General features: G+C 72.2%; 9 protein-coding genes. 7 read left to right on the top strand and 2 right to left on the bottom strand.

Annotated elements, in window-relative coordinates; genetic code table 11:
• Positions 1 to 28 precede the first annotated feature (28 nt).
• Together K3769_RS06980 and hmgA are read right to left on the bottom strand one after the other, a co-directional pair.
• The gene (locus K3769_RS06980) at positions 29 to 778 is read right to left on the bottom strand and encodes a GntR family transcriptional regulator (RefSeq protein ID WP_267025572.1); all 750 of its coding nucleotides are present in this window, start codon (positions 776 to 778) and stop codon (positions 29 to 31) included.
• Positions 779 to 887: 109 nt separating this feature from the next.
• Positions 888 to 2,291, bottom strand: coding sequence for a homogentisate 1,2-dioxygenase (gene hmgA, locus K3769_RS06975; RefSeq protein WP_267025571.1), 1,404 nt, complete (start codon positions 2,289 to 2,291; stop codon positions 888 to 890).
• A gap of 257 nt (positions 2,292 to 2,548) precedes the next feature.
• Between hmgA and K3769_RS06970 the strand changes: the two genes are divergently transcribed.
• The 7 genes from K3769_RS06970 to K3769_RS06940 all read left to right on the top strand — a co-directional run bounded on the left by K3769_RS06970 (position 2,549) and on the right by K3769_RS06940 (position 12,940).
• Positions 2,549 to 3,217 (top strand): nuclear transport factor 2 family protein, encoded by a 669-nt coding sequence (locus K3769_RS06970; RefSeq protein WP_267025570.1) that lies wholly within the window; start codon positions 2,549 to 2,551, stop codon positions 3,215 to 3,217.
• 145 nt (positions 3,218 to 3,362) lie between these two features.
• Entirely contained in the window at positions 3,363 to 3,983 is a 621-nt protein-coding gene (locus K3769_RS06965; protein WP_267025569.1) for a TetR/AcrR family transcriptional regulator, read from the top strand.
• A gap of 219 nt (positions 3,984 to 4,202) precedes the next feature.
• Complete coding sequence (locus K3769_RS06960) at positions 4,203 to 6,491, top strand: molybdopterin oxidoreductase family protein (protein ID WP_267025568.1); 2,289 nt, start codon at positions 4,203 to 4,205, stop codon at positions 6,489 to 6,491.
• A gap of 140 nt (positions 6,492 to 6,631) precedes the next feature.
• A complete protein-coding gene (locus K3769_RS06955) occupies positions 6,632 to 8,110 on the top strand; it encodes a CitMHS family transporter (protein ID WP_267025567.1) in 1,479 nt (492 codons plus the stop codon).
• A 29-nt stretch (positions 8,111 to 8,139) separates the two neighbouring features.
• The gene (locus tag K3769_RS06950; protein ID WP_267025566.1) at positions 8,140 to 9,456 is read left to right on the top strand and encodes an MFS transporter; all 1,317 of its coding nucleotides are present in this window, start codon (positions 8,140 to 8,142) and stop codon (positions 9,454 to 9,456) included.
• 199 nt (positions 9,457 to 9,655) lie between these two features.
• Positions 9,656 to 11,008 (top strand): ABC transporter ATP-binding protein, encoded by a 1,353-nt coding sequence (locus K3769_RS06945; RefSeq protein ID WP_267025565.1) that lies wholly within the window; start codon positions 9,656 to 9,658, stop codon positions 11,006 to 11,008.
• Positions 11,009 to 11,551: 543 nt separating this feature from the next.
• Positions 11,552 to 12,940: an aldehyde dehydrogenase family protein gene (locus K3769_RS06940; protein WP_267025564.1), complete on the top strand. Its 1,389-nt coding sequence runs from the start codon at positions 11,552 to 11,554 to the stop codon at positions 12,938 to 12,940.
• Positions 12,941 to 12,949 lie beyond the last annotated feature (9 nt).

Below are 12,949 nucleotides of genomic sequence, written 5' to 3'. Positions count from 1 at the left end.
CCGTGGGCGGCGGCCGGGTCCCGCACGGTCAGTGGGCGTCGAGGGTGACCGTGAACGAGAAACGATCACCCCGGTAGTGGATGCGGACCACGTCCAGCGCCCGCCCGTCCGCACCGTGCACGACACCCGTGTAGTGCAGGATCGGGCTCAGCAGCGGGACCTGGAGCAGCCGGGCGGTCTCCGGGTCGGCCAGCCGCGCCTCGACGGTGTCGGTGATCTGGCCGATCCGCGCCCCCGCGACATCCCGCAGGACCTTGGTCATCGGCCAGTGGACCAGATCCTCCGGATCGAACCGTTCCGCCAGCTCCGGCCGCACGTAGTTGCGCGCGTGGTTGGTCGGCTCACCGGTCTCCTCGTCGCTGCGCAGCCGGTGGTACGTCGCCACCTCCGCGAGATCCGGGAAGTACGCGGAGAGTTCGCCGGACACGGGCTCGCTGCCGTGGCCGAGCAACTCTGTCGTCATACCGGACTGCTGGGCCACGATGGCGTCGACCGAGCCGAGGAGGCGGACCGGCGCGCCCCGCAGGGCGCTCGGCTCGATGAACGTGCCGCGCCTGCGGTGCCGGGTGATGAGCCCCTCGTCCTCCAGCTCCTTGAGCGCCTGCCGCATGGTCAGCACGCTGACGCCGTAGTGCTCCGCCAGCTGTTCCTCGGTGGGCAGGCGCAGCGGATCCCGTGCGGACCGCCCGAGTATCGAGGCGCGCAGGGACTGCGACACCTGATACCAGAGCGGCAGCTTGCGGTTCAGGACGATCGAGTCGGGCGCGAAGGAGGTCACGAGGGTATCCGTACCGGTCGCGGGCGTCGGGTGCAACGGGCGGACGGCCGCGGGAGCGCGGCGGGCGGCCACCGGAGGCGGTCGGGCCGGACCGGCGCGCCGTGCGCCGTCATGGCCGCCCGTCCGCCCGGAAGTGCCGCTCAAGCCCCCGCCACACGTCGTCGTACGAGGCTTGCAGGTGCTCGGCGCGGGCGGCCTGCGCGGTGGCGGTGACCGGCCAGCGCGTCTCGAACATGAAGGCGAGGCCGTCGTCGACCTTCTGCGGTCGCAGCTCGGCGGCGCTCGCCCGCTCGAAGGTCTCCCGGTCGGGGCCGTGCGCGGACATCATGTTGTGCAGCGAACCGCCACCCGGCACGAAGCCCCCTTCGCCGGCCGCCTTCGCGTCGTACGCGCCTTGGACGAGCCCCATGTACTCGCTCATCACGTTCCGGTGGAAGTAGGGCGGCCGGAAGGTGTCCTCGCCCACCAGCCAGCGCGGCGCGAAGACCACGAAGTCGACCCCGGCCAGGCCCGGGGTGTCGGACGGCGAGGTCAGGACGGTGAAGATGGACGGGTCGGGGTGGTCGTAGCTGATGCTGCCGAGCACATTGAAGAGGCGCAGATCGTAGGCGTACGGCACGTGGTTGCCGTGCCAGGCGACGACATCGAGCGGCGAGTGGTCGTACATCGCGGTCCAGAGGTTGCCGCAGAACTTGTTGACCACTTCCACGGGCCCCGCCGAGGTCCCGTCGCGCTCCTCGTCCTCGTACGCGGCGACCGGGGCGCGGAAGTCCCGGGGGTTGGCGAGGCCGTTGGCGCCGATCGGGCCGAGGTCGGGGAGCTGGAAGGGCGCCCCGTAGTTCTCGCACACGTATCCCCGGGCGGTCGGGCCTGCCGGGTTCCGGCCGTCGTCGGAGGCGTCGCCCAGCAGCTCCACCCGGAAGCGGACCCCGCGGGGAATCAGCGCCACGTGTCCTGGCTCCACGTGCAGCAGCCCGAACTCGGTGCGCAGCAGCAGCCCGCCGTGCTCCGGGACGATCAGCAGCTCGCCGTCGGCGTCGCTGAAGACCCGGCGCATCGAGGAGTTGGCGTGATACAGGTGCACGGCCATGCCGGTGCGCTGCGTGACGTCGCCGTTGCCGCCGAGGGTCCACAGGCCCGCCAGGAAGTCGGTGCCCGGCGCCGGTTCCGGCAGCGGGTTCCAGCGCAGCCGGTTCGGGTCCGGCACCGACTCGGTGAAGGGTGCCGAGCGCAGGGTGCCGTTGTCGGTGCGGGTGAACGCCGGGTGCGCCGCCGAGGGGCGGATGCGGTACAGCCACGAGCGGCGGTTGTGCGCCCGCGGCTCGGTGAACGCCGAGCCGCTCAGCTGTTCCGCGTACAGCCCGAGCGGGACCCGCTGCGGTGAGTTGCGGCCGTGCGGGAGGGCGCCCGGGACCGCCTCCGAACTGTGTTCGTTGCCGAACCCGGAGAGATACGTCAGCGCCTCGGCGGTCTTCCGCAGTGCCGTTGCGCCGTTGCGCGCGTCCCCGCTCATGAGTGATCGCTCCCTCGTTCTGATTCCTATGCATCACCGTAGGATTCGGTGAATCGGCGCGCAAGGGGGAGGGGAGTCGGGCCCGGCGGGAGGCGGCGGGATCGCGCCAGACGCGCACGGGCGGCCGGGGGCCGGTGCCCGGGACCCCGAGCGGCCCGATCGAGCCCGATCCCCGACTGGGCCCAAGGATCCGACTGGGCCCAAGAACCCGACTCAAGGGGGATCCGGCTGTCGGAGCGGTGCTCTAACCTCCCGGCATGTCGTGGACGCGCGCATTCCTCACCGGGCTCGCGGTCTGCGCCCTGTTCGGTGCTCTGCTCGTCGGAGCGACGGGCTGCGGGTCCAGCGGCGCGCGTGAGGACGACGAGGCCACACCCTCACCGGTGGGCAGGGTGCTGAAGGACACGGACGAGGAGGGGCGGCACTACCGTGAGGTCGACGGCAGGAGCGCACCCGAGGTCGAGATCGAGATACAGCCCGCGGCGGACCCCGACGGCTCCGCCGGTTCCGAGGGCTCCGACGGCCCCGGGGGTGCCGGCGAGGGCTGGGACGTCCGGCTGACGGTCCACGGCTTCCGCTTCTCGCCCGCCGGCACGGCGGAGAGGGCCGAACCGGGCCGCGGTTACGCCCAGCTCCGGCTGGACGACCGCCCCCTGTCCGTCCTCCGGGGCCCGGACCACCACCTCGCGGGCGATGTCGTCCCGCGCGGCACCCACCAGGTGACGGTGCGCCTGCACGCCGACGACGACACGGTGTGGGCGGTCGACGGAGAGCCCGTCGCGAGCACGGCCGACATCACGGTGTCGGACCCGGGCCCCACCCCGGCCTCCCGCCCGGCGCCGACCGGCCCCCGATCCGCACCCGCCACCTCACCCGCACCGTTCGGCGAACCCCGGCCGACAGCCTCCGCACACGCTGTCGCCTGACGTACGCCGTCCGCCGCGCCACCCCGGCGCGGCGTGCCCCGCGGTGAGCCGCACGCACCGCGGGACGGGCACCGCGGGATGAGTGGTACGGGCACGGACTTCGTACCCAAGGGCAAGGTTCACCGGACCCCGGCGGAAAGGCATCATGAAGCCCGTGCCCCATGCGACCTCGCTGCGCCGCGCGCCCGTCCAGCGCCGTAGCGCCGAACGACTCACCCGTATCCTCGACGCCTGCGCCGACCTTCTGGACGAGGTCGGCTACGACGCCCTGAGCACCCGCGCTGTCGCCCTGCGCGCCGGAGTGCCCATCGGCTCCGTCTACCGGTTCTTCGGCAACAAGCGGGCCATGGTCGACGCGCTCGCCCAGCGGAACCTGGACATCTACACCGAGCGTGTCACCCACCGCCTCCAGGAGACCGGCAGCGGAGCGGGCTGGCGGGTGGCCATGGACGCGGTCCTCGACGAGTACCTCGCCATGAAGCGCACCGCACCCGGCTTCTCCCTGGTCGACTTCGGCAACCAGATACCCGTCGGCACCCGCGACGCCGAGCCCAACACCCGCGTCGCCGACCGGCTGACCGACATGCTCTCCGCATACCTCGACCGTGCCCCCGACGAAGACCTCCGGCGCATCTTCCTCATCGCCGTCGAGGCTGCGGACACCCTCGTCCAGCTCGCCTTCCGCCTCGACCCGGCGGGCGACGAGCGGGTCATCGAGGAGACCCGGGAACTGCTCCGGGCGTATCTCTCCCGCTCACTCGACTGACCCACCGCGCGTGCGGCGGCCGACCGTGCCGCCGTACAGCCGCCCCGACCGTCCGCCTCCCGGTGTGCGACGCGTGTTCCTTCCGCCCCCGCCCGCCGACGACGCGACGCGCGGACATCCGTACCCCGCACCCCCTCCCCACCGTCCATACCGGTCGGTATGCTCAGCCGGGTCAGAGGCAGAGCGCCGTTGTTGTCGCCCATTCCTTCGGGAGGACCCGTGTCCGTCACCGCCGACTCCCGCACAGCCCTGCGCATCTGCCCGCTCTGCGAGGCCACCTGTGGGCTGACGCTCACCATCGAGGGGACCCGGGTGACGAGCGCGCGCGGGGATCGTGACGATGTGTTCAGTCAGGGGTTCATCTGTCCGAAGGGGGCGTCGTTCGGGGCCGCCGACGGTGACCCGGACCGCCTGCGCGTCCCCCTCGTACGCAAGGACGGTGAACTGCGCGAAGCCACCTGGGAGGAGGCCTTCGACGCCGTCGCCGCCGGACTGCGACCGGTCGTCGAGCGGTACGGGCCGCACTCCGTCGGAGCCGTCCTCGGCAACCCGAACGTGCACACCATGGCCGGCGCCCTCTACCCGGCCGTCCTGCTCTCCGGACTCGGCACGCGGAGCGTCTTCACCGCGTCCACCGTCGACCAGATGCCCAAGCACGTCTCCAGCGGGCTCCTCTACGGCGACGCCAACGCGATCCCCGTACCCGATCTCGACCACACCGACCATCTGCTGCTGATCGGCGCCAACCCCCTGGAGTCCAACGGAAGTCTGTGCACCGCACCCGACTTCCCCGGCAAGCTCAAGGCCCTCAAGGGGCGCGGCGGCACCCTCACCGTCATCGACCCCCGCCGCACCCGCACCGCCAAGCTCGCCGACCGGCACGTCGCCGTCCGCCCCGGCACCGACGCCCTGCTCCTCGCGGCGATGGCGTACGTCCTCTTCGACGAGCAGCTGACCGACCTCGGCCACCTCGGCGAACTGGTCCAGGGAGCCGACGAACTGCGCGACGCCGTAAGCGACTTCACGCCCGAGGTCGCCGCCGAGGCGTGCGACGTCGACGCGGAGACGATCCGCGCGCTCGCCCGCGAACTCGCCGCCGCGCCCACCGCCGCCGTATACGGCCGCATCGGCAGCTGCACCGTCCCGCACGGCACCCTCGCCAGCTGGCTGGTTGACGTCCTCAACATCCTCACCGGCAACCTCGACCGGCCCGGCGGCGCCCTCTTCCCGCAGGCCGCCACCGACCGCACGCCCCGGCCCGCGGGCCCCGGCCGCGGCTTCGCGCTCGCCCGCTGGCACAGCCGCGTCAGCCGTCACCCGGAGGCCAAGGGCGAACTGCCCCTCGCCGCCCTCGCCGAGGAGATCGACACCGCCACCGAGGAGGGCGAGCCGATTCGCGCCCTCGTCGTCATCGCCGCCAACCCCGTCCTGTCCGCCCCCGACGGCGACCGCCTCGACAAGGCCCTCGACTCGCTCGACTTCATGGTCAGCGTCGACCCGTACCTGAACGAGACCTCGCGCCACGCCCACGTCGTGCTGCCGCCGCCCCCGCCCTCGCAGAGCCCGCACCACGACTTCGCCTTCAACACCCTCGCCGTACGCAACCAGGTCCGTTACACCCGGGCCGCCGTCCCCCTGGAACCCGGCAGGAGGGCCGAGACGGAGATCCTCGCCCGGCTCGTCCTCGCCGCGACCGGCATGCACGGCGCCGACCCCTCCGCCGTGGACACCCTGGTCATCGACCAGACCCTCGCCAAGGCCGTCAAGGAACCCCACTCCCCGGTGCACGGTCGCGACCCCCGCGAACTCGCCGCCGCGCTCACCGGCGAGTCCGGTCCCGAGCGCCGCCTCGACATGATGCTGCGCTTGGGCCCGTACGGGGACGGATTCGGCGCCCGCCCCGACGGCCTGAACCTGGAGAGGCTGCTCGCCGCGCCCCACGGCATCGACCTCGGCCCGCTCCGGTCCCGCCTGCCCGGCCCCCTCAAGACCCGCAGCGGACGCGTCGAACTCCTTCCCCAGCCCCTCGCCGACGACCTCCCGCGGCTCAGGGACGCCCTCCGGCAGCGTCCGGAGGGGTTCGTCCTGGTCGGCCGCCGGCACCTGCGTTCCAACAACAGCTGGATGCACAACATCCCCGCCCTCACCGGCGGCACCAACCGCTGCACCCTGCACATCCACCCCGACGACGCCGAACGCCTCGGCGTCACCGACGCGGCGCCCGTACGCGTGAAGGGCGCCGGGGGAGAGGTCGTCGCCCCCGCCGAGATCACCGACTCCGTACGGCGCGGAGTCGTGAGCCTGCCGCACGGCTGGGGGCACGACCGGCCCGGCACCCGGCTGCGCCACGCCACCGCCGACCCCGGCGTCAACGTCAACCAGCTCCTGGACGGCAGCCTGCTCGACCCGCTGTCCGGCACGGCCGTCCTCAACGGCGTACCCGTCGACATCACGCCGGCAGGCGTGGAGCTCACACCGACAGGCACGCGGACAGGCGTAGAGCTCTGACCGCGACGAACGCTGTGACCAGGAGTTTTGCGCTTATTGCTCTCGTGTCAACATCTTGTTAAGACTTGTCGGCCCGACCTAACGTCACTCGAACCGCCGTCCCTGGTGGGAGTTCAAGGGCGAACGTTAGGTATCCACTCATGCTGACCATCCTCGGCTTCACCATGATCGCGACCTTCCTGGTCCTGATCATGATGAAGAAGATGTCGCCGATCGCGGCGCTGGTGCTGATCCCGGCACTCTTCTGTGTGTTCGTCGGAAAAGGCGCCCACCTCGGCGACTACGTCATCGAAGGGGTGGGCACGCTCGCGCCCACCGCCGCGATGCTGATGTTCGCCATCGTGTACTTCGGCGTCATGATCGACGTCGGCCTCTTCGATCCGGTCGTCCGGGGCATCCTCAAGTTCTGCAAGGCCGACCCGATGCGCATCGTCGTCGGTACGGCCCTGCTCGCCGCGATCGTCTCCCTGGACGGCGACGGCTCGACCACCTTCATGATCACGGTCTCGGCGATGTATCCCCTGTACAAGCGCCTCAAGATGAGCCTCGTGGTGATGACCGGGGTCGCCGCCACCGCCAACGGCGTGATGAACACCCTGCCCTGGGGCGGTCCGACGGCCCGCGCCGCCACCGCGCTCAAGCTCGACGCCGGCGACATCTTCGTCCCGATGATCCCGGCGCTCGCCGTCGGCCTGGTCGCCGTCATCGGCCTCGCGTACGTCCTCGGCCTGCGCGAGCGCAAGCGCCTCGGCGTGCTGAGCCTGGCCGACGTCCTGGAGAAGGAGAAGGAGAAGGAGGAGGAGCGGGAGACCGAGACGGTACTCGTCGGTGCGGGCGCCGGTGCTGCCGCGGCTTCCGGTGGCTCCGGTGACGGCAAGGTGCGCTTCACCAAGACCACGGGCGGGTCGGGTTCCGGGACCGACGCGGCGGTCGGCTCCGAGGGCGGATCCGAGGACGACGACGTGGACGACGTACGCCTCCAGGGTCTGGACCCGAACCGCGCGACCCTGCGTCCCAAGCTGTACTGGTTCAACGCGCTGCTCACGGCGGTCCTGCTCACCGCCATGATCATGGAACTGCTGCCGATCCCGGTGCTGTTCCTGCTCGCCGCGGCCCTCGCCCTGACCGTCAACTTCCCGAACATCCCGGACCAGCGCGAGCGGCTCGCCGCGCACGCCGACAACGTCCTCAACGTCTCCGGCATGGTCTTCGCCGCCGCCGTCTTCACCGGCGTCCTCCAGGGCACCGGCATGGTCGACTCCATGGCCAGGTGGCTCGTCGACGGCATCCCCGACGGCATGGGCCCGCACATGGCCATCGTCACCGGCGCCCTGAGCCTGCCGCTCACCTACTTCATGTCGAACGACGGCTTCTACTTCGGTGTCCTGCCCGTCCTCGCCGAGGCCGGTGCCGCGCACGGCGTCTCGCCGCTGGAGATCGCCCGCGCCTCCCTCGTCGGCCAGCCGCTGCACATGTCGAGCCCGCTGGTCCCGGCCGTGTACGTGCTGGTGGGTATGGCCAGGGTCGACTTCGGCGATCACACCAAGTTCGTGGTGAAGTGGGCCGCCCTCACCTCACTCGTGGTGCTCGGGTCCGGAATTCTGTTCGGCATCATCTGAGGCATGGCCGTCCGAGGGAGAACGACACGATGAGGCCCGGCAGGAACCGCGGCTGGCTGCTCCGCCTGGTCATCGCCTTCAGCTTCGCGCAGGGGGCGGTGTCCATGGCCCGGCCCGCCGTCTCCTACCGGGCCCTCGCGCTGGGCGCCGACGAGCGGGCGATCGGCGTGATCGCCGGGGTGTACGCGCTGCTGCCGCTCTTCGCCGCCGTACCGCTCGGCCGCAGGACCGACCACGGCCGGTGCGCCCCGCTGCTGCCGGTGGGCGTCGTTCTGATCGCCGGCGGCTGCGCCCTCAGCGGTACGGCCGACTCGCTCACCGCGATGGCGGCCTGGAGCGGTGTGATGGGCCTCGGACACCTCTCCTTCGTGATCGGCGCCCAGTCGCTGGTGGCCCGCCAGTCCGCGCCGCACGAACAGGACCGCAACTTCGGCCACTTCACCATCGGCGCCTCGCTCGGCCAGCTCGTCGGACCGATCGCCGCGGGCGCCCTGATCGGCGGCCCCGACATGGCGGGCACCAGCGCGCTCGCCCTGCTGGTGGCGGGCGGCGTCGCCGCGTTCTCGTTCGTCTCCCTGTGGCGCATCGAGCACCGTACGTCGGCCACATCCCGTACGGGGCCGGGTGCACGCGTGCCCGTACACCGCATCCTGCGGACCCGGGGGGTGCCCGCGGGCATCTTCATCAGCCTCGCCGTGCTCTCCGCGACGGACATCCTCACCGCGTACCTGCCGGTGGTCGGCGAACACCGGGGCATCGCCCCCTCCGTGATCGGCCTGCTGCTCAGCCTGCGCGCGGCGGCGACCATCGCGTGCCGCCTGGTGATGACGCCGATGCTGCGCCTGCTGGGCCGGGCCGCGCTGCTCACCACGACCTGTCTGCTGGCGGCCCTGTTGTGCGCCGGGATCGCGCTGCCCGTACCGGTCTGGGCGCTCGCCGTGATCCTCGGCACGCTCGGCTTCTGCCTGGGGGTCGGCCAGCCCCTGTCGATGACCACCGTCGTCCAGGCCGCCCCGGACGACGCCCGTTCCACCGCGCTCGCCCTGCGGCTGACCGGCAACCGGCTGGGGCAGGTCGCCGCGCCCGCCACCGCGGGTCTGATCGCCGGAGTCGCGGGGGTGGCTGCGCCGTTCGTGATGCTCGGGGGGCTGCTGCTGATCGCCTCGGGGCTGGGGCTGCGACAGGGCCGCCCGGGGGCCGGGCCCGCCGCGCCCGTTGGATCCGTCGCATCCGCCGCATCCCCCGGACCCGCCGTATCCGCTGGATCCGAATCGGTCACGGACCGGGACGCGACCCTGCCCTCGCCTGAACTGGGCAAACACCGAACGGGCCGCGGTGGCGCCTGAGTTGCGGCGATTCGAGGCGTTCAAGGGGTTCCCCGGGACGCCCGCGGTCCGTTAGCTTCCGTGACTCACAGGTCTCGTACGTAACCGTCGGAACCGTCGTAACCGTCGTAACCGTCGTAACCGTCGGAACCGTCCGTACGGTCCGAACCGTCCGGCCGCGGAGTATCAGCGTTCCGTGCGCCCCCGGGGGGCACGTCTCATGTCACGTGCCGTCTCTCTGCACCAGGTGAGCAAGTCATACACGCCGGGCGTCCGCGTCGTGCAGCGGCTGTCGCTGGACATCGGTCCCGGAGAGTTCCTGGTGCTCCTCGGGCCCTCCGGCTGCGGCAAGTCGACCGTGCTGCGGATGATCGCCGGACTTGAGGAGCCCACCGAGGGAGAGGTGCGGCTCGACGGGGAGTACGCCAACCATCTCGCGCCCGCCGAGCGGGACATGGCGATGGTCTTCCAGAACTACGCGCTCTACCCGACCATGAGCAGCCGCGCGAACATCGGCTTCCCCCTGCGGATCGAGGACCCCGGCCGGGATCCGGGGCCGCGGGTGGAGGCCACGGCCCGGATGCTCGGCATCGCGGACCTCCTCGACCGTTTCCCCCACCAGCTCTCCGGCGGGGAGCGCCAGCGCGTGGCCATGGGCCGGGCGATCGCCCGGCATCCCTCCGCCTTCCTGATGGACGAGCCGCTGGCCAACCTGGACGCCAAGCTGCGCAACCATCTGCGGGCGGAGATCGCCCGGCTCACCCGGGACCTGGACGTCACGACGGTGTACGTCACCCACGACCAGGCGGAGGCGATGTCGCTCGGCGACCGGGTGGCCGTCCTGCGGGGCGGCGTGCTCCAGCAGCTCGGCAGTCCGCGTGAGGTCTACGCGCTGCCGGAGAACGTCTTCGTCGCCGCGTTCATCGGCACGCCGAGGATCAACCTCCTGCGGGGTGTCGTCCTCGCCCCGCTCGACGGGGCCATGTCCATCGGCCTCGGCCGCCAGGCCCTGGTCCTGCCCGAACCGCTGTCCGCGGACCACAGCCTGCTGCGGGTGCAGCAGGGCCGGGAGGTCATCGTCGGGCTGCGCTCGGAGGCCGTACGCCTGGCGCGGCCCGCGCGGGCCCGGCCCGGGGAGGTGGCGATCAGCGGGCTGGTCGAGCATGTGGAGTTCCAGGGGCACGAGGTGCTGGTCCACCTCGACACGGGGTCGCAGCCCGCGTTCGTGCCGGAGCTGGAGGCGCCGCGTCCGATGCCGCGGGCGGCGGGGCGCCGGCGGCGGGAGGGGCGGGTGTTCGACCGGCTGCGGGGGCGGGCGGCCGGGGCGTTGCGGGCGGGGCCCGTCGTGGTGCTGGAGCATCCGGGGGACGCGGGACCGGGGCGGTCGGCTGGGCCGCCGTCCGGCGAGGGGCGGTTGCCGGGGGACCTCATCGTCCGTACGACGCCGGATCACGCGCTGCGGCAGGGTATGCAGGTGCCGCTCCTGGTGGACCTCGCGCACCTGTTCGTCTTCGACCACGACGGTGTACGTATCTCGCCCGCGCCGGCGCGTCTCCCGAACTTGGAGGGATGAACGGGGGCGGGTACGCGGCCCGGCCCCAACCGCCCGCGCAGTTCCCCGCGCCCCTTGGGGGGTGAGGGTGAGCGTGCTTGAAGGTGTGCGGGCTGCCTGGTGCTGGCCGCGCAGTTCCCCGCGCCCCTTGGGGGGTGGGGGTTGAGCGTGCTCGTAGGGGTGCGGGCCCACCGTGGTCACCCGCGCCGTTCCCCCGCGCCCCTTGGGGTGAGGGTGAGCGTGCTGGAAGGTGCAGGTTGCCCGCTGTGCTGGGCGCGCCGTCTCCCGCGCCCCTAAAGACGCCCCCGCCCTTTAGGGGCGCGGGGAACGGCGCGGGTGCCGTGGTGGGGACCTGTGCCTGGCACTGACGTCGGCCCGGACTCCCTAAGGGGCGCGGGGAACTGCGCGGGTGACCGGCGGCCCGCACCCGACAGTGCCGCCCCCCCCCCACCCCCCCCCCCGGGAGGGACCCCCAAGTAGGGAAACTAACACCGCCAGTTTGTGGCGGTCGTGACGCGTAAGTTGGGCGGTGGACCACCACACCCCCACCCGCGGGAGGACCCCATGAAGGCACACGACGGCATGTACATCGACGGCACCTGGCGCCCCGCCGCCGGAACGGACACGATCGCCGTCGTGAACCCGGCCGACGAGCAGCTCATCGCCCACGTCCCGGCCGGCACGATCGAGGACGTGGACGCGGCCGTCCGCGCCGCCCGCGCCGCCTTCCCGGCCTGGGCCGCCACCCCGCCCGCCGCACGCGCGGAGCGCATCCGCGCCCTGCGGGACGTCCTCGTCGCCCGCAAGGACGAGATCGCCGCCACGGTCACCGCCGAACTCGGCTCACCCCTGAAGTTCTCCCAGGCCGTACACGTCGGCGCCCCCATCGCGGTCGCCGGTTCGTACGCCGACCTCGCCGCCTCCCACCCCTTCGAGGAGAAGGTCGGCAACTCCACCGTCTACCTCGAACCCGTCGGCGTGGTCGGCGCCATCACGCCCTGGAACTACCCCCTGCACCAGATCGTCGCCAAGGTCGCCGCCGCCCTCGCGGCCGGCTGCACGGTCGTACTGAAGCCCGCCGAGGACACCCCCCTGACCGCCCAGCTCTTCGCGGAAGCGGTCCACGAGGCAGGTGTCCCGGCCGGCGTCTTCAACCTCGTCACCGGCCTCGGCCCGGTCGCCGGCCAGGCGCTCGCCGAGCACGAGGGCGTGGACCTGGTCTCCTTCACGGGCTCCACGGCCGTCGGCCGGCAGATCGGCGCGACGGCGGGCGCGGCCGTCAAGCGCGTCGCCCTCGAACTGGGCGGCAAGTCCGCCAACGTCATCCTGCCGAGCGCGGACCTCGCCAAGGCCGTCAACGTCGGCGTCGCCAACGTGATGTCCAACTCCGGCCAGACCTGCAGCGCCTGGACCCGCATGCTGGTGCACGACTCGCAGTACGACGAGGCCGTGGCCCTGGCCGCCGACGCCGCCGCGAAGTACGGCGACCGCATCGGCCCGGTCGTCAACGCCAAGCAGCGCGACCGCGTCGTGGGCTACATCGAGAAGGGCGTCGGCGACGGCGCCCGTCTGGTCGCGGGCGGCCCCGAATCCCCCCGTGAACAGGGGTACTTCGTCAGCCCCACCGTCTTCGCCGACGTCACCCCGGAGATGGCGATCGCCCAGGAGGAGATCTTCGGCCCGGTCCTGTCCATCATCCGGTACGAGGACGAGGCGGACGCGCTCCGCATCGCCAACGGCACGGTGTACGGGCTCGCGGGCGCCGTCTGGGCCGGGGAGGAGCCGGAGGCGGTGGCCTTCGCACGGCGCCTCGACACCGGACAGGTCGACATCAACGGCGGACGCTTCAACCCGCTCGCCCCCTTCGGCGGTTACAAGCAGTCGGGCGTCGGCCGCGAACTCGGTTCGCACGGACTGTCCGAGTACCTCCAGACCAAGTCCCTCCAGTTCTGAGTCCCCCAG

The sequence above is a fragment of the Streptomyces ortus genome (assembly GCF_026341275.1).
Classification (GTDB): Bacteria; Actinomycetota; Actinomycetes; order Streptomycetales; family Streptomycetaceae; genus Streptomyces; species Streptomyces ortus.
This window is presented reverse-complemented; position numbering and strand designations above follow the sequence as displayed.

What these genes read in the sequence shown, in the direction of transcription:
- K3769_RS06945 (WP_267025565.1), top strand. Translation starts at nt 9,656, where the DNA reads ATGTCACGTGCCGTCTCTCTGCACCAGGTGAGCAAGTCATACACGCCG.
- K3769_RS06940 (WP_267025564.1), top strand. Translation starts at nt 11,552, where the DNA reads ATGAAGGCACACGACGGCATGTACATCGACGGCACCTGGCGCCCCGCC.
- K3769_RS06955 (WP_267025567.1), top strand. Translation starts at nt 6,632, where the DNA reads ATGCTGACCATCCTCGGCTTCACCATGATCGCGACCTTCCTGGTCCTG.
- K3769_RS06950 (WP_267025566.1), top strand. Translation starts at nt 8,140, where the DNA reads ATGAGGCCCGGCAGGAACCGCGGCTGGCTGCTCCGCCTGGTCATCGCC.
- K3769_RS06970 (WP_267025570.1), top strand. Translation starts at nt 2,549, where the DNA reads ATGTCGTGGACGCGCGCATTCCTCACCGGGCTCGCGGTCTGCGCCCTG.
- hmgA (WP_267025571.1), bottom strand. Translation starts at nt 2,291, where the DNA reads ATGAGCGGGGACGCGCGCAACGGCGCAACGGCACTGCGGAAGACCGCC.
- K3769_RS06965 (WP_267025569.1), top strand. Translation starts at nt 3,363, where the DNA reads ATGAAGCCCGTGCCCCATGCGACCTCGCTGCGCCGCGCGCCCGTCCAG.